The organism is Nocardia rosealba (assembly GCF_020216065.1).
Classification (GTDB): Bacteria; Actinomycetota; Actinomycetes; order Mycobacteriales; family Mycobacteriaceae; genus Nocardia; species Nocardia rosealba.
In genome coordinates, this window is sequence record NZ_JAIWNA010000005.1 from 209,872 (window position 1) to 225,883 (window position 16,012).

At 64.8% G+C, this 16,012-nt stretch carries 18 protein-coding genes, 1 tRNA gene and 1 pseudogene; 8 read left to right on the forward strand and 12 right to left on the reverse strand.

Features of this window, described 5'->3' with window-relative positions; genetic code table 11:
* Window positions 1–435 precede the first annotated feature (435 nt).
* Window positions 436–1,272 carry a M23 family metallopeptidase gene (locus LDL21_RS30250; protein ID WP_443678050.1) on the forward strand — a complete coding sequence of 279 codons (837 nt, stop codon included), beginning with the start codon at window positions 436–438 and terminating at the stop codon, window positions 1,270–1,272.
* 4 nt (window positions 1,273–1,276) lie between these two features.
* Here LDL21_RS30250 and purD read toward each other — a convergent pair whose 3' ends face one another.
* A complete protein-coding gene (gene purD, locus LDL21_RS20020; RefSeq protein WP_225281307.1) occupies window positions 1,277–2,551 on the reverse strand; it encodes a phosphoribosylamine--glycine ligase in 1,275 nt (424 codons plus the stop codon).
* Between the two features lie 139 nt (window positions 2,552–2,690).
* On the opposite strand from purD, the gene LDL21_RS20025 reads away from it, so the two are divergent.
* On the forward strand, window positions 2,691–3,068 hold the full coding sequence (locus tag LDL21_RS20025) for a PH domain-containing protein (RefSeq protein ID WP_372462209.1): 378 nt from the start codon (window positions 2,691–2,693) through the stop codon (window positions 3,066–3,068).
* 1 nt (window position 3,069) lies between these two features.
* On the opposite strand, the gene LDL21_RS20030 is transcribed toward LDL21_RS20025, so the two are convergent.
* The 4 genes and pseudogenes from LDL21_RS20030 to LDL21_RS30220 all read right to left on the reverse strand — a co-directional run.
* A complete protein-coding gene (locus LDL21_RS20030; protein WP_225281308.1) occupies window positions 3,070–3,663 on the reverse strand; it encodes a hypothetical protein in 594 nt (197 codons plus the stop codon).
* Window positions 3,650–5,014, reverse strand: a complete 1,365-nt coding sequence (locus LDL21_RS20035) for a WXG100 family type VII secretion target (RefSeq protein ID WP_225281309.1) — start codon at window positions 5,012–5,014, stop codon at window positions 3,650–3,652. Before LDL21_RS20035 ends, LDL21_RS20030 begins: the two co-directional genes overlap by 14 nt.
* Window positions 5,011–5,319, reverse strand: coding sequence for a hypothetical protein (locus LDL21_RS20040; protein WP_225281310.1), 309 nt, complete (start codon window positions 5,317–5,319; stop codon window positions 5,011–5,013). Before LDL21_RS20040 ends, LDL21_RS20035 begins: the two co-directional genes overlap by 4 nt.
* Window positions 5,320–5,742: 423 nt before the next feature.
* A pseudogene (locus LDL21_RS30220) lies at window positions 5,743–5,937 on the reverse strand (hypothetical protein); the annotation flags it as partial.
* A 261-nt stretch (window positions 5,938–6,198) separates the two neighbouring features.
* Between LDL21_RS30220 and LDL21_RS20050 the strand changes: the two are divergent.
* The 5 genes from LDL21_RS20050 (at window position 6,199) to LDL21_RS20070 (ending at window position 9,916) form a co-directional block, all read left to right on the forward strand.
* Window positions 6,199–6,624 carry an HIT family protein gene (locus LDL21_RS20050; RefSeq protein ID WP_067492298.1) on the forward strand — a complete coding sequence of 142 codons (426 nt, stop codon included), beginning with the start codon at window positions 6,199–6,201 and terminating at the stop codon, window positions 6,622–6,624.
* A gap of 244 nt (window positions 6,625–6,868) precedes the next feature.
* Window positions 6,869–7,390: a DUF3558 domain-containing protein gene (locus LDL21_RS20055; RefSeq protein WP_225281311.1), complete on the forward strand. Its 522-nt coding sequence runs from the start codon at window positions 6,869–6,871 to the stop codon at window positions 7,388–7,390.
* A 29-nt stretch (window positions 7,391–7,419) separates the two neighbouring features.
* The gene (locus LDL21_RS20060) at window positions 7,420–7,806 is read left to right on the forward strand and encodes a hypothetical protein (RefSeq protein ID WP_225281312.1); all 387 of its coding nucleotides are present in this window, start codon (window positions 7,420–7,422) and stop codon (window positions 7,804–7,806) included.
* A gap of 32 nt (window positions 7,807–7,838) precedes the next feature.
* The gene (locus LDL21_RS29970) at window positions 7,839–9,164 is read left to right on the forward strand and encodes a PPE domain-containing protein (protein ID WP_305082686.1); all 1,326 of its coding nucleotides are present in this window, start codon (window positions 7,839–7,841) and stop codon (window positions 9,162–9,164) included.
* The gene (locus tag LDL21_RS20070; protein WP_225281313.1) at window positions 9,161–9,916 is read left to right on the forward strand and encodes an ESX secretion-associated protein EspG; all 756 of its coding nucleotides are present in this window, start codon (window positions 9,161–9,163) and stop codon (window positions 9,914–9,916) included. The genes LDL21_RS29970 and LDL21_RS20070 overlap by 4 nt, the downstream gene beginning before the upstream one ends.
* A 10-nt stretch (window positions 9,917–9,926) precedes the next feature.
* On the opposite strand, the gene LDL21_RS20075 is transcribed toward LDL21_RS20070, so the two are convergent.
* From LDL21_RS20075 to LDL21_RS20105, 7 genes are all read right to left on the reverse strand, one after another.
* Window positions 9,927–10,676 (reverse strand): SDR family NAD(P)-dependent oxidoreductase, encoded by a 750-nt coding sequence (locus LDL21_RS20075; RefSeq protein ID WP_067640737.1) that lies wholly within the window; start codon window positions 10,674–10,676, stop codon window positions 9,927–9,929.
* Between the two features lie 151 nt (window positions 10,677–10,827).
* Window positions 10,828–11,502, reverse strand: coding sequence for a hypothetical protein (locus LDL21_RS20080; protein WP_225281314.1), 675 nt, complete (start codon window positions 11,500–11,502; stop codon window positions 10,828–10,830).
* Between the two features lie 89 nt (window positions 11,503–11,591).
* A complete protein-coding gene (locus LDL21_RS20085) occupies window positions 11,592–13,832 on the reverse strand; it encodes a TPR repeat domain-containing protein (protein WP_225281315.1) in 2,241 nt (746 codons plus the stop codon).
* 25 nt (window positions 13,833–13,857) lie between these two features.
* Window positions 13,858–14,175: a type VII secretion target gene (locus LDL21_RS20090; protein ID WP_225281316.1), complete on the reverse strand. Its 318-nt coding sequence runs from the start codon at window positions 14,173–14,175 to the stop codon at window positions 13,858–13,860.
* 178 nt (window positions 14,176–14,353) lie between these two features.
* A tRNA-Thr gene (locus LDL21_RS20095) sits at window positions 14,354–14,425 on the reverse strand.
* Window positions 14,426–14,551: 126 nt separating this feature from the next.
* Window positions 14,552–14,788, reverse strand: a complete 237-nt coding sequence (locus LDL21_RS20100; RefSeq protein WP_022565839.1) for an MbtH family protein — start codon at window positions 14,786–14,788, stop codon at window positions 14,552–14,554.
* A 105-nt stretch (window positions 14,789–14,893) separates the two neighbouring features.
* Entirely contained in the window at window positions 14,894–15,727 is an 834-nt protein-coding gene (locus LDL21_RS20105) for an alpha/beta fold hydrolase (protein WP_225281317.1), read from the reverse strand.
* 106 nt (window positions 15,728–15,833) lie between these two features.
* On the opposite strand from LDL21_RS20105, the gene LDL21_RS20110 reads away from it, so the two are divergent.
* Window positions 15,834–15,992 carry a hypothetical protein gene (locus tag LDL21_RS20110; RefSeq protein ID WP_166655756.1) on the forward strand — a complete coding sequence of 53 codons (159 nt, stop codon included), beginning with the start codon at window positions 15,834–15,836 and terminating at the stop codon, window positions 15,990–15,992.
* Window positions 15,993–16,012: the final 20 nt, after the last annotated feature.

Below are 16,012 nucleotides of genomic sequence, written 5' to 3' on the forward strand. Positions count from 1 at the left end.
CCTGCCGATGCGGGGCGAGGAGTCGTCGCCGATGCCGTGCCCGGAGCGATGGTCGATCGCGACACCGCGTCCGCCGATGCGAACACCACCGAGGAGGCGCACGGGATCGAGGCCTGCGACGTGCAGGCGAACGGTGATTCCACGCCACGCGGGACAAGGGCGAACGGCGATGTCGTCCCGACGGCGGGCCACGCCGCACGGCCGAGGGCGGGCTCGGACGGCGGTGCCGAGTCGGACAGCGATGAAATGGGGGCTGTCACACCGAACAGGTCGGGTACCTTACATACTCGCCGTTCGACCATGAACGGTCTTGTGCTCCGGGCGAATTGGCGTGAGCATCTACCTGCACAGGTGCCGGTGCGTGATCGGGTGTCGGCGTGGGCCGGCAAGCATCCGGCGCTCGGGGATATCGCGGCTGACCTGCGCCGTGGTGACATTCGGAAAGTGTTCTGGGAGCGGCCTTCTCGGCGGGCGACGGAACTGTGGTCGCGCAGGCCGAGCAGCGAGCGGGTGCGTGCGGTGCTCGTCGAGCGGCGTGTGCTCATCGCGGGCGTCGCGGTGGTCGCGGTGCTCGCGGCTTCGGACGGGCAGTTCAGCGGGCTCGTCGACCGGCCGCTCGCACCGGGTGAGGCCCAGCGGGTCGCCATCGCCTATCCCCCGCAGATCCCACCCAACCCGCAGTCGGTGCGCCGCCTGCTCGTCGCCATCGACAACGGCGAGAAGCGCCGCGAGGCCGCGGTGGTCGCCGCGGCGGCCCGGGCCACCCTGGAACGCGCCAAAGCCGAGGCGGCGGCCGCGTCGTCGGGCCAGTGGCAGGACTGGATGGGCGAACGCGCCCCCGTGGTGCCCGGCGTCATGGTTCCCGGTGCGAGCACCCCGTCGACCGGCGGTTTCAGCCTGCCCGCCAAGGGGCTGTTCACATCCGGTTTCGGCTCACGCTGGGGCACCATGCATCGCGGCATCGACATCGCGGGACCCATCGGCAGCCCCATCTACGCCGTCGCCGACGGCACCGTCGTCGAGGCGGGCCCCGCCCAGGGCTTCGGCCTGTGGGTCCGCATCCGCCACGACGACGGAACCATCAGCATCTACGGCCACATGTACGACTTCTTCGTCTCCCCGGGCGAACGCGTCCCCGCGGGCATGCAGATCGCCCGCATCGGCAACCGCGGCGACTCCACCGGCCCCCATCTGCACTTCGAGATCGTCCAGAACGGCCAGCACGTGGACCCCCAGGCCTGGCTGGCCCTGCACGGCCTCAGCCTGACCTGACCGGCTACCGCTTCCGTTCCGGGACGACGACCTCGGTGGCGCCGATATCGGTGCGGAAATGGCTGCCGGGAAGCTTGATCTTGGCAAGACGGGCGTAGGCGCGTTCGCGGGCCTCGGCCAGGTCCTCGCCGATGCCGACGACATTGAGGACGCGGCCACCCGCCGAGACCAGGGCCTTGTCCTCGCGCAGGGCCGTGCCCGCGTGCAGGACGAGGGTGTCACCGTCGAGCGCGCCTTCCTCGGCACCGGTGATCACGTCGCCGGTGCGGGGACGGGCGGGGTAGTTCTCGGCGGCGAGCACGACCGTGACGGCCGAGCCGTCCTTCCAGCGCGGCGGATCGATCTCGGCGAGGCGGCCGGTGGCGGTGGCGTGCAGCAGCTCGGCGAACGGGCTGTCGAGCAGCGCGAGCACCGCCTGGGTCTCGGGATCACCGAAGCGGCAATTGAATTCGACGACGGCCGGACCGTTGGTGCCGATCGCCAGACCGGCGTACAGGAGCCCGGAGAAACCGCTGCCGCGCCGAACCAGTTCGGCCGCAACGGGCTTCACGACATCGTCGACGATCTCGGTGAGCGTCTCGGCGGGCAGCCACGGCAGCGGGGTGTAGGCGCCCATGCCACCGGTGTTGGGGCCCGCGTCGCCGTCACCGACGCGCTTGTGGTCCTGCGCGGGCAGCAGCGGCACCACGGTCTCGCCGTCGACCAGGCAGAACAGCGAAACCTCCGGCCCGTCGAGGAACGACTCGAGCAGCACCGGATGACCCTGCTCGAGCAGCTCGGCACCGTGATCGCGGGCGGCCCGGCGATCGGCGGTCACCACCACACCCTTGCCGGCGGCCAGGCCGTCGTCCTTGACCACCCAGGTGGGGCCGAAACGGTCGAGCGCGGCATCCAGGTCGGCCGGGGTGTCGACGATCTCGCTGTGCGCCGTCCGCACACCCGCCGCCGCCATCACATCCTTGGCGAACGCCTTGGACCCTTCGATCCGCGCCGCGTCGGCCGACGGGCCGAACACGGGGATCCCGGCCGCGCGCACCGCGTCGGCCACACCGAGCACCAGCGGCACCTCGGGCCCGATCACCACCAGGTCGGCCGCGACCTCACCGGCCAGCGCGGCCACGTCCTCGGCCGAGCAGGGATCGACCGGCCGCAGCTCGGCCTGCTGGCCGATACCGGGATTGCCTGGGGCGGCGATCACCGCCGTCACCGACGGATCCCGGCGCAGCGCCAGGACGAGGGCATGTTCACGGGCTCCGGAACCGATGACGAGTACGCGCACCGGAACAGATTAGTCGCGCCGCCGCGCGCACACGCGCGACCCCCTGATCCCGACATCTGCCCGTCGACCACGGTTCACCCTGGCCGTATCGGGTCGGCTTGGGCCACAATGGATCCAACAGCGGAAGCGGGGGACGATCGTGGGATTGCTCGACGGCATGATGGGCAACGCGGGTCGCATCGACCCCGCCGCCGCCCAGCAGGAATACGCCAAACTGTTCGGCCAGGGCGAGCAGGTGTACGCCGCCTACCTGCTGGTCCGCGACGCCATGCTGTTCACCAACCGGCGCCTCATCATGATCGACAAACAGGGCGTCACCGGCCGCAAGGTGAGCTACCACAGCATCCCGTACCGCTCGATCACCCACTTCGCCGTCGAAACAGCAGGCACCTTCGACCTCGACGCCGAGCTCTACATCTGGCTCAGCGGCAGCCACGAACCGGTCAAGCAGCGATTCAACCGCCAGGTCGACATCTACGAGGTACAGGGCATCCTGTCCCACTACGTCGCCGTGTGAGTCACTTGTAGTAATACCAGTGTCCACCCAAGTGGACATAATTTGTATCACCACTGCCGATTCCGTCCGGATTTCGGCCGGAGGGGATATAAACAAACCCGTTGCCAACACCCTGATAGCCCTTCGGAAAATGGAATTCGCATTCTCCATCAGGCCCGTCTTCTATACGATGGAATTCGTACTGCCCGATCAGCGCGGCAGGATCGCCGGATGTCGCATTCCTGTACTGGGCGCCCAATCTTTCACATTCGGCTGCGGCACGCTCCATATCACCTCGCGACATCTGCCAGCCGATTCGACCAGGTACATAGAACTCGGTCAGCAACACGGTGATGATCACGCACAACGGCAGAACCAAACTCCAGCGCCACCACCCCGAATACCGTATGGCAGAAATGATCGTCGACACGAGCCACACCATGATCGGAACGACAGCGGCCGCCCCTGCCCAAAACCTGACCTCGTCATCATCGAAAACCCTGCAGCACGCCCACAACAACCAGGCGCAGCTAGCGAGCGTTGCGACCGTGGCCACCGCCATCGGTATTTTCCAAACCATCGGCAAGGGTGGCCGCCGGCGCTCAGACTGTTCCATCGTTATGCCGATACTCCGTATTTCCGTTCGCCGAGTTCTCATTCACCAGTGTGTAACGTAGAGGTGTCTGTTCGCCCGTGAATTTATCATTGACCGAGACTCCCATATCGGAGGTGAATCGGCTCCAATCGTCGGGCGGCATTGTCTGACACCCCGCGCTGGCGACGCCCTCCTTCTCCCCCGCCCCTTCCTCCCTCCCGCAATGCCAGTACATAGTTTCGCCACCCCCAGCACGGACGTTCTCATTGAACAACCCGTCGTGATCGGTGTCGTACTCCGCTTCCGCTTTCGAACCCTCCGGCATCTTGAATACGTTTCCGTCACCGACGCTGTCATGCTTGTTCTTGAACCAATTGTGCCCGTATTCATAGGACCCGGCGGGGAGTCGGCCGAGCTCCTTCTTGCCGTCCCCGTTCACATCAACCGCCTCATCTGTGTCGATGTATCTATTCGTCGGATCCGTGTTGGCTTTGTACTCGCTGACGTGCTTTACTCCACGTTCGTCAACCCAGAGTAGAACTGCCTTGTCGTCGTAAACCCCGTTTCCGCCGTTCGCGGCAGTATTCGTCTCCTTTCGAATGGCAAGCAAATTCTTCTGATCAACCCCCTCGTCGAAAGTTCCCCCATTTCGTTCGATCAGCGCCTTATAATAGTCGTACTTGGCGTCGACGATCTGCTGACCAGCCGAGGTCGGTCCTGGCGCCAGGACCTCTGGGTCGGAGACATTCTGGGGGTTCCCGGCTAGGAGCGTGGTGGGAGAGTCGCCTTCAGTCAGACTTGCGAACGCCTTCTGGAGCGCCGTCTCGACCGCGACAGCTGCCGTGCGGGCGTTCTCCAACGCATTCTTGATTGCAACTGTGGACGCATCAGCATCGACCTGCAGCGCGCCAGCCGCAACGGAATACGACGACGCGTCGGGGAGTTGAGCGAGCAAGGTCTGGTGGGTAGTCGTCGATATTGTGACGGTGCCGTCATCGGCGACTTCGTATCCATTGGACTTCGCGGTATCCACGGCGTTCCTCACAGCGGTTTTCGCCGTGGTCAAGCTGGTCTCGCCCTGTCGCGCGGCCGTGGCACCATCTTGCAGCGCCACGATGAGGGTCTTGGTCGTGGCGCGGACTTCTTCGTGTTTGGTCCGCATCGCGTCGCCCGCGGTACCGGTCCAGTAGTCGTGGCTCGCGTCGACCGCCCGGGCTTTCGCGTCGTCGAATGTCGTCAGCTCCACTGCTTGCGCGGTCCATCTACTTCCCAGCGTGCTGAGACTATCGGTGTTCCATCCGAGGACCTGCGCGACTGTCAACGCACCAGCATCAGTTGCTGATTTCTGCTCCGATGGACTCAACGTGGTCATGCCAACGCCCCCTGGTTTGCGGCGATACCGCTCGCGGTGGTGGTGTCCTGGTTCTCGAACTCGATGACGGAGGTTGAGGTGCCGGTCGACAGCGCCTCGTACTCCGAGATCAGAGTGCGGGAGGCCTTGGACACTTTGGTGAGCGCGGTAGTCGCTACATTAGGAATGTTCGTGCCAGGCAGCGTGACACCAGCATCGCCGGTCTCGCCCTCGAACACAGTCGCCATGTCCGACTCTGCGTTGCCAAGCGTTGTCGCGAGTTCTTTCGCGCGTCCTGTATCCAGGCTCAGGTCTACTGCAGCCATGATCTTCTACTCCCCACTCTCGAGCTTCACCCATCCGTCGATGAGCCATCCATTGCGATTGCGTTCGCGGAAGTACAGTGTTTCCTCATCGACCACATCGGTTGGTTCGACGACCATGTCGCGATCGGGTTTTCGTGCTACGCGGGCCCGGTCGGTTGAGCGGGGACTGCGGGCGCGGCCTGTCCTCCGTTGCTGCGGCAGTTGTGTCTGCGCAGACTGCTGTGCCTCTACCACGTTCGCCGGTCGGTTACTCATTGGCGTGCTACTCACCGAAGGGCTACTCGCTGGCGGCTGCTCCGCCGACGGGGCGGCCAGACTATCGGCGACCGCTCGACGTCCCTCCCGCAACCGCGGATCGTTCCCCAAAGCCGCCACCGCCTTGTGCATAGCCTCAGCGGCTTGCGCCTGAGCCTGGCGATGCAGGTCGACTACCATCGCAACGACCTGTTGCGGTGTGAGCGCTTCCCCTTCAACGGTCAATTCAAGGCTGTGGAAGGTGCCATTGGCGCCGACTTCGGCCCGAAGCGCTCCGTCCGGGCTCGTCGCTGTGCCTCGCGCGTCGTTGAGTGCGCGCTGAAGCTGTTCGATCTGACCAGAGACAGGATCAACATCTGGCAAGCGAATCTCCCCTCCATAATCGCGCCGCCAGTACTTTAATGCACGACTCTCGACCCGTCAGGCGATGCTCAGGGCCGATTCGCCACGACCCGCCCGACCATTCATGCGGCCCGATGACCACGTCCTCGACACCCAGCCGCGAATCACCCGAGCAGAGGCACGTCGCAGGTCGATGTCGGCGTGGCAGACAACAGCGGGAGGTGACCACTCGCCCTCGACGGCAGCAGGCGGGGGTGCCAAAGGGCAGATTAGGCTCGCTCTATGGCATCCGTTTTCAGCGCGATCATCGCAGGTCAGATCCCCGGCCGCTTCGTCTGGGAGGACGACGAATTCGTCGCCTTCCTCACCATCGCCCCCGTCACTCAGGGCCACACCCTCGTGGTGCCCCGCGCCGAGATCGACCAGTGGCAGGACATCGACCCCGACGTGATGGCCCGCCTGATGGCCGTCGCCCAGAAGATCGGCCAGGCCGTCCGCGCCGCCTTCGAGGCCCCGCGCGCAGGCCTCCTCATCGCCGGCCTCGAGGTCCCCCACCTGCACACCCACGTCTTCCCCGCCTACTCCATGGGCGACTTCGACATCTCCGGAGCCGACAACTCCCCCACGCCCGAATCCCTCGACGAAGCCCAGTCCAAGATCAAAGCCGCCCTCCGCGACCTGGGCTACGGAGCCAACGTCCCCGCCTGATCGCTACTGGTGCCCGTGCCAACCCACGGGCACCGCCACGGCGACAACTCGGTCGCCGCCGATATGGACACCGTGGATACGTTGGCGAGCGGCTTTACGTCGCCCGGCCCAGCCGCAACGCTCGCGGGCCGCGGGAGGCTGACAGCGTCGGCCCGTCAACTCGAGGGGTTGGTCGGCAATGGAACCGGAATGGGTCGGCGCGCGTCTAAAGAGAGCGAGTGGTTCTGTGCGAAGAGGAGAGACGATGCGACTGGTGGGGATCGCCGTGGGGGTGGGCGTTGCGCTCGTGCTCTCCGGGTGTGGGCAGAGTGTGGACGGGCAGCCGGAGGTGAGTGGGGCTCCGTTGACGAAGGAGCAGTTGTTCGATCCGTGTGGGGTGCCGGAGAGTGCGTTGGTCGCGGCGGGACTCGACCCGGCGTCGAAGGACACCAACCTTTTCTCGGTCCCGCGGGCGGAGTGGAAGGGCTGCGCGTGGCGGGGCGGCGATCACTTCATCTCGTTCATGTCCACCGTCTACACCATCGAAGAGATTCGCGCTAACGATCGCTACCACGACTTCAAAGATGTCACGATAGGTGACCGAAAAGCCCTGCGATTCACAATCGGCGACGAAGCAGTTCCGGTCGAGTGCGAAATTGCCGTGGAAACACAGCAAGGTCGCGCGCTCATCAACGCCACAAAGTTTGTCGACAGTAAGTCGACTATCGACCCATGTGTCCTTGCCGAGGATGCTGCCCCACACTTCATCGATTACATCCCGCAGTAGACGCCCTCTGCCGAAAGGAGCCGACTGCCATGACTAACGCTGCCGCACAAGAATTTCAGCGACTGGCTGGTGAAGCCGCCGGCGGGCGCTTGATAATCGAATCCGACGCTGCTGAGCGTTGCGCGAAGTGGTGCGAGGACTACATCACCGACCTGCGGACACTCTCCCTGCGTACCCGAAGGATGGTCGACGCCGACTCGTTCGGCGACCTCAATTCCGCAGGTACCCTCGCGAAGAAGTTTGCCGACCTCGCGGAGGGCGGGCCGGGAAGCGGATCATACTTGGATGCGGTAACCCAACACATCGAGATCCTTACTCAAATGGCCGACATGTACCGCAAAGCCGGTGCCGCATTCAAGAACTGCGACGAAGCCTCTCAACTGGCGATCAAGCAGCAGACCAACAAGCTCGACTGACTACTGGGGGAACCATGCCGTTCGTAGCTTTTATGACCGGACTGTCGAATCTGCGCGCGGCCACGGATCGCGTCGGCTCACTGTTCGATTCCGATATCGCGCCGGCGCAGTCCGAACTGGACGCGCAGGCCGACGGGAACAAGGAGCGGAACCGCATCTACGGCGAGAACCAGGCGCTGGCCTCGGGTTTCTCCGGTGAGTACACCCAGCAGGTCGTGCCGCCGGTGATGGAGACTTTCACCGACATGTCGCATTCCCGCATCATGCAGTTCGTCGAGTCGATCGACATCGGCCAGATGAGCACAAGCATTCAAGGCTGGACCCAGCTGGCCAACGATACGACGGCCAAAGCGACCGCCTTCCACGACAACATCAGCAAGGAGATGGAGCGTGGATGGGCGGGTAGCGCTGCCACTCAGGCACTGGCCAGCACCAAGGCGTATCTCGCGGATATCCACAAGGTCGATCAGGCCGCCAAGCTGATCGCCAACAAGATTGACGAGGCGCGGTCGGGCTTTCAGCAGGTGAAGTACTCGGTCCCGCACGAGTCCGACGACCAGGGCGACAGCAAATTGGGAATCCTGGTGTCCGTTCTCTCGCCCGCCACCGGGAAGGTCATCGATAGCGCAAGCGCCGGCCGGGCGGAAGCCGCGCAGGCCGCCGCCCGTGAGGTCATGCGAACCGTCTACCAGCCGGTTGCCCAGCAGTCCGACACCCAGGTCCCCAAGGTGCCGGGACCGTCCAAACCGCAGCAGGACAACCCGGGGAACGGCGATCCCGGCGACGGCCCCGGCAGCGGAATCACCAACGGCGACAACAGCAACACCGGTGGAACCCCGGGTACGAGCCCGGCAAACACGACCACCGAGCCGGAAGACCCGACAACGACCGAACCGGGCGACGACGAGGACAGCGGCGACGATTCCTCATCGTCGACGGAGGAACCCGCCGCCACGACACCCGAGGACACCACACCGGCCTCCACCCCGGCGACGAACCCAGCCGCAACCACGCCAGCAGGCACCACCCCGAACGGCCTGGGCTCAGGCGGCGGCGCAGGTGCGGGTGCAGGTGCGGGCGGCGGAAGCCCGAGCGTTCCCGGCGCGGGCAGCTCGCTCCCCGGCGCAGGCGGTGCCGCCCCCGGCGCCGGAGCAGGCCAGAAGCTCGCCGCGTCCGCAGGCGGGTCGGCGGGCCGGGCGGGGATGCCCGGCATGGGCGGCATGGGCGCACCGGGCGCGCGCGGTGGCAAGGACGACGAGAACGAACACGGAGCTCCCGACTATCTGCGCGGCGTGCACGAGGAACTGCTCGGTCCGGACCGGGCGCATGTCCCGCCGGTCATCGGTGGCGACGCATGACCGACAACTGGGAGCTCACCCAGTTCGAATTCTGGGTCGCCTGGGAAACTCTCGGCCGCGACCGCATGCCGTGGCCGCTGACCTTCACCGCAGGTGTGGAAACGCAGGCCGAGTTCGACCGTGAATGCCGGATCGCCGCCGACTCCCTGATCGCCAAGATCGGCGACGACGAGTCGCTGTACCACGCCCTGCACGCCTTGGCGCATCCGGAGATCCGCATCGAATTGTTCGGTCACCGTTTCGACGGCCGGACCCGCATGGTCCGAGCGTGTGCGACAACCGAGTCAACCATCGGCACCGTCGCGGCTCAACTCCCCGGCCCCGAATACGGCCAGGGCGCCAACATCCTCATCTACCTGCGCCCCGCCCACGCCGTGACCCAGCGGCTGATCTCCATCCTGCCGACGGTTCCGCCGGGCACAAGCCAGGGTTTCGACCTGCACCGCGACGAATTCACCACCACCCCAGACCCTTACGCCACCCGTCGGACTCCGGCCGAACACGCCCTGGCGTTCCTCAAACGCCCGTTCCGCACCTACGCCGAATTCCGCGTCGACAAGGGTCCCGCCCTGGACGGCTGGCAAGAAGGTGGCACAACACTCCAGGTCATCGACTACACCGACGACGGCCGCTATCTCCTTCGAGACGCGACCCGAGTCTCAGCCCACCCCCTGACCTCCGACCGCTTGAACAAAGAGCTCCAAAACCTCATCGCCCGAGCGGCCGCCGACCAAAACCAGTCGGCTTGGTAGGCAGACTCTTTCACTGCGCGGTGTAGCCACCGTCTACGAGGTGATAGCTGCCGGTGATGAAACTGGCGGCGTCGCTGGCGAGGAACAGGACCAGGTTGGCGACCTCTTCCGGCGTACCGAGGCGGCCGATCGGGTGCTTGTCTTCCAGGAACTTGGTGGTTTCGGGATCGTCGGCCAGGAGCGGGGTGCGGATGTAGCCGGGTCCGACGGCGTTCACGCGGACATTCTGCCTGGCGTATTCGAGGGCACCGTTCTTCGTCAGACCGAGCAGCGCGTGCTTGGCGGTGACATATCCGGCGTATTCGGGATTTCCGACACTGGCGAGGATCGACGCCATATTCACGATCGCCCCGCCACCGTTGGCCGCGAGCACCGGCAATTGCTCGCGCATTCCGTAGAACACGGAATCGAGATTCACCGCCATCACCTTGCGCCACCCCTCGATCGAATAATCACCGATCGCGTTGCGCTCCCCCGTGATCCCCGCATTGTTCACAGCGATCCCCAACGGCAACATCTCCTGCGCGGCCGCCACACTCCTTGCCACGTCCCCCGGATCAGCCGCATCCCCGGCCAGCGCCACCGCAGTCCCCCCGTTCACCACGATCTCGTCGGCAACCTCCCGCGCCGCCCCCTCGTTCAGATCGAACACCACCACCGACGCCCCGTTCCCCGCCAGCCCGAGCGCCACCGCCCGTCCGATCCCCGACCCCGCCCCACTCACCACAGCCGACCGATGCCCCACCTCGTAAACAGCCACGCCGATCCTCCATCCCGTTGCTACCGCACCGATGAATCAGGACGAACTAACCGTTTCAGAGTAATCAGAAGGTCGGCCCGACGGCAGTGTAGAAGTAATGCGTTCCCTCCCGAAGTGAGAGGATCCAGCGCGAGCTCCCCGAATCCGCCTGTTACTCAGGCCATCCTGGTTCGGGTGGCAATTCTGGAAGCGCCGCAGGTTGCCTGAAGGGTTGCGGGTTGCGCAGCTCCGGAGGCACTGGATTCTCAACTGTGGCGCAAGGGTCGCTGCTCGCGCGCGTGGACCACTTCTCGGTGATGGTGGTGTCGCGCAGCACCCATCCTTCGAAAACGTCGTCGGTGGGGTATCGCGCAGGCCCGGACAGCGTCGGCACCGCCACTGGCCTGTCGGTAGCCCGCCTGAAGTCGAGCGTTGTCCAGTGTGGATTGAGGGCGTTCGCACCGAACGGCTGAAATTCGCGGGGCCCCCGCTGAGTCACCACCGCGTCGGCCCAGGTACAGACCCCCGCACGCCAACCACCGTCGGGTTGCTGATCGAGGTCGACGAAATGCGCGTACATTGTCCCGAAAGCTGGTCGATCAGCGGCGATGACTTCATGTCCGAACTTTCCGAAATACAAAGTCCTGCTGGTCTCGGCATTATCGAAAAATACCCGAAATCCCGGATACGTTGTGTCGGCAACACCTTCGTGCAGGAAGGTTGTATTGGTCGCCCATGCGACAAACGACGATTCAACGAATCCCCGGACAACTGCAGCGGGTGCGGACCGCACCTCGATACCCGGATCTGCCGACCAGCGAAAACTGACATGAAGATACTCGGGCAATCGGTAAGGCTCCGCATCCTTCGGTGAACAGCCGGCGCACGTACCGACGAGAACTACCGCGGCGGCGCCCCACACTCGCGCCCACCCCATTACCGCGTCCCGCTCTCGCGGGGATCCTTCCCGTTGTCCCACTGAGCTTCGTACTGTACGAGACCGGGGAGAAAACGCATCATCGCACCATTGAACTCGACCAAATTCGTCTCGGGGGAATCTCCGTTCATCCGGCCGATATCCTCGTACGACTTCAGTTTCCCTGTTGCCGGATCGAAGAATTGTCCGACGTCGGGGTCGTTACGATAGTCCGGTTGTCCGGATGCGAGCGACATCCCCTGCAACACGTTGTAGTAGCGCTCGGACGAGTTCCCCTCCGCGCTGATGTCGGCTTGTGGTCCGATCTCGGGCACCGATCCGAGGAGCCACGAACGCACGTGGGGAGAAGTCATCTTCCATGCCAATTCGGTACTGTCGTCGCCGATAATCGGCAATCGCTTGCCCGCAAAGGCGGTGCCCTCACGCACAGAATCGAACAACGCCTGCTTTTCCTTGAGCGCCTCGGCCTGGTCCTTGATACGGGTGTCCAACTCGAGTTGCATCCCGACCTGGGCTCCCTGATCGATCTTGCCTGCCCACATGCCAAGCGCCGAGTCCTGGCCACCGCTCAGCCCGAACTGCTGATTCAGCTGCGAAATCGCAGCATAGGCCGAGGTGTTGAAATTCACGGCCGTTTGGGGATTGGAATCCATCACCGCGAAGATATTGTTCACCTGATCCTGACCGAGTGCACTGAATCCACCGGTCTGCAGTAGTTCGGGTCGGACGCCGACCATATTCGGGATGTAGTTCGACATCAGATCGCCGAGCGCCCCGGTAATCTTGGGATTCGCCGAGCCGATCGACTCCACACTGCCGTCTATATGCAGCAGCTGATCCTTGTGGGAGCCGATGTATTCGGCAATTTCCCCGGCCGAGGCCCCCGCTTGCGAATTCAGATGCTGGTCATCCGACATCGCATGCGCATCGATGCCCTGCAACACGGCGGTGAGTCCCTGTTCTTGGCCCGCCCAGTTGTTGTCGAGCAATGCGCCGATGTGCTGTTGTGCATCGTAAGTCTGCCCCGGAGACACAGTTGCGGACATATTGTCGCCGGTCAGGAAGTCGTGAACCGCCTGATGGTCGCCCGATGCCGCCTCCAGCATCCGACTGGCGAGCTTGTCCGGATTGTCAGCGGTGATTCCGGTTTCGCCGACGGTGTTTGCCCCGCCCACGATTTCCGCCGCCTGTTTCAGAACACCCCGGTCCAGATCGCTGCCTTGTGCGAGACCGTCGTCGCCGCGGTTCATCAACTCGGCGAGCGTGGTGAAATCATCGGCTCGGGGCACGGTGTCGCCGAGGTCGACGGGATTGCCGTGGCCGGAATCGCCCGGTTTGCCCTTCTGCAGCGGGCTCTCGGTGAGCAGTGTGCGGATCGGGGCCGGCAGCTGGGTCATGCCGCCGCGATCGGCAACATGAGCGGTATCACCCACCATGCCCATTGTGGTGACCTGTGGGTTCGACATGAGCTGCAGTGCGTTGGCGACACCGGCGCTGACGGTGTTCTGCTGGTCCTCGGGCAACCCCGCACCGATCGCCGCGATCTGTTCGACGCTCTTGCCCTCCATCGAGCGCATCAGTTGCTGCAGGTAATCGTACTGTTCTTGGGGTAGATCCACCGGTCGCCCAGCGAGCAGGTCGGCACGCTGCTGCTCAGTGAGGGTGGTGGCGAGGGTCAACCGCTCGAGTTCCTCCGGCGTAGCTTTCCCACTCATGAAGTCCGCGAGGTCGCGTTCGGCGGCGGTCGGGTTGAGGCCCGCCGACTCGGGCGCCAGCGTGGCAATCGCGGTGAGAGCGGTACGGATGGCCTGTGCGCATGCCTCATCCGCCCAGCCGAGCTCGGCGGCGAGACGCTGCAACGACACCGTCTGATTGGCCGCTTCGTTGGCACGGACCGCATCGGGTGCGGCATTGGTCAGCGTTTCTGAGACATCCCACTGCTCGTGCACAGTGAAACTGTCCGCCTCGAGGTCTCGGACGGTTGTCTTCAGGGTCTGCACGATCGGCGCCATCGCCGCTTGCCCGGTGCGGCATGCGGCGGCCAGGTCGTCGAATGCGCTTGCCAGAACGCGCATCTGGGTCTGCTCGCGATCGGCGCGGGTCGCGGCGGCGGTGTACGCCTCGCCCGACCAGTCGAGCCCCGCGATCGTCGTGTACATCTTCGACGCGGCGGTGACGAGCCCTTGGCTGATCGAATCAGCTTGTCGCGCCGGGTAATCGAGGTCGATATTCCAGTACATGACTTGTGAACGGGTAGGCGCCATGTCAGCGCACTCCCGCGTTGAGGTCGCCTAGCGCACTCAGCCGGGTCGCGGTGTCGATATCAGTTTCCCGATAGGCGTCGGCGCTGTGCCGCAGCACGCTGGCGAGCTCGCTGTACCGTCCGGACACCACACGCAGGGCCTTGGTGCGGGCTGATTCGAGTTTGTCGAGTTCGGGACCGGTGAGCGAGCCCTGCATGAACGACCCGAGCGTTCCGAGCACCCCACCACCCGCATCGAAGGCTGGTAAACGCCCGATATCACCGACGACTTCGTCGATGGTCCCCGCCGCCGTCCTGAGTTCTTCTGGTGAGACCTGCACGCAACCCCCCGTTGCCACTGAATTCGGTCGAGCCTGGTGTTGGATGCTAGGCGCGAATCACCGCTCGGTAGAGGGGCCGATGGGGGTGTTCACCAGAGATTCTTCTCCTGGCCACGGCCGGTGAAAGGTGGCGGAGAAATAGAAGAACCCGACCTGATCCACAAGTCGGGTTTCTCGGAGCCCCCTGTCAGGATTGAACTGACGACCTTCGCTTTACAAGAGCGGTGCTCTACCACTGAGCTAAGGAGGCGGGTACTGATGTGCCCCGGAGGGCAGCGACCATCATAGCCGGACACGTCCGCCGCGTGACACCGAGTTCGGTGTCACGCGGGGACGCCCAGCGAGCGGTCCCGGCGCAGTATTCGGAAGGTACCGGTCAGGACTGGGCGCGGGCGGCGTCGTCGGCGGCCATGGCGTCACGCAGGCTCTTGGGACGCATATCGGTCCAGTTCTTCTCGACGTACTCGACGCACGCGGCCCGGCTTTCTTCGCCGAACACGACGCGCCAACCCGCCGGGACCTCCGCGAACGCGGGCCACAGGGAGTGCTGCTCTTCATCGTTGACCAGAACGAAGAAGCGGCCGTCCTCGTCGTCGAAGGGGTTGGTGCTCATTTCACCTCACTGGATACTGGCGCTGTGTACGGGATCGCTGAGGCCGGCAAGCCCCGAGCGTTGTGTCGACCCTAGCAAGCCATACGTTACGCGTAGGCGGTTACCTCAGCTCGCGAAGAAATCGAGCAGGATCTTGTTCACGGCCTCGGGCCGTTCGAGGTAGCCGAAATGACCCGCGTCGGGGATTTCCTGGTACCGGGCGCCGGGGATGGCCTCGGCGACCTCGCGCGACAGGTACGGGGGAATCATGCGGTCGTCGGCGAAACCGATCGCCAGGCAGGGCACGGTGATCGCGCGGTAGGCGGCCACACGGTCGAAGTCGTGGTCCATGGCGCGCTGGGCGCGAATGCCCGCGGTGGCCGGTCCGCCGGTGAATTCGAACAGGTCGAGCCAGTCGCGGGCGGCGTTGCGGTCGGCCATGGTGGCGGGCGACAGGTTCATCACCGCGGTGACGGCCGCCTCGAACTTGGCGGGCAGTTGCACGCCCGAGGCGTCGAGGTCCTGCTCACCGGCCGACAGGGTCTTCTGGAACTGGTCGAGACGGCCGTGACCGGCCATGAACACGGCCTTGCGCACGAGATCGGGGCGGGCAAGCGCCAGTTCCTGGGCCACCCGCGCGCCCATCGACGTACCGGCGACCAGCGCGGGGCCCTCGTCGAGGAATTCGATGAGCGCGGCGGTGTCGGCGACCAGTTCCTCGATGCGCATACCGCCCGCTGCCTCGTAGGACGGCGCGATGCCGCGGTTGTCGAAGGTGCACACCCGGTATCCGGCCGCGACCAGCGCAGGCACCTGGTGCAGCTCCCAGACGCGTCCGGGCGAACCGGTTCCCATGATCAACACCACCAGCGGACCGCCGCCCTTGACGTCGGTGCCCTTGGTACGGTCGCCCTTGACCTGATAGTTCAGTGCGATGCCGTTCACCGTGGCCAGTGGCATGGGGAAACCTTTCGGTCGGGTTGACGAACCAATCCACGGTAACCGGCGCCCGATACTATTGACTACTCGCACGAAGAGCGTTGGAAAACCGGGAGGACGAACCACTATGGCCGCGAAGAGCACCGCCAACGACATCGCCGACGACGAGCTCGAACCGCTGGCCGACGAGACCGCTCGCCAGGCCCAGCGCGTGGTCGCGGCATATGCCGAGGACGCCGACGAGTGCCGCATGCTGCTGTCGATGCTCGGCATCGGCCCCAGCTGAGCAATCACCTACTACAACCT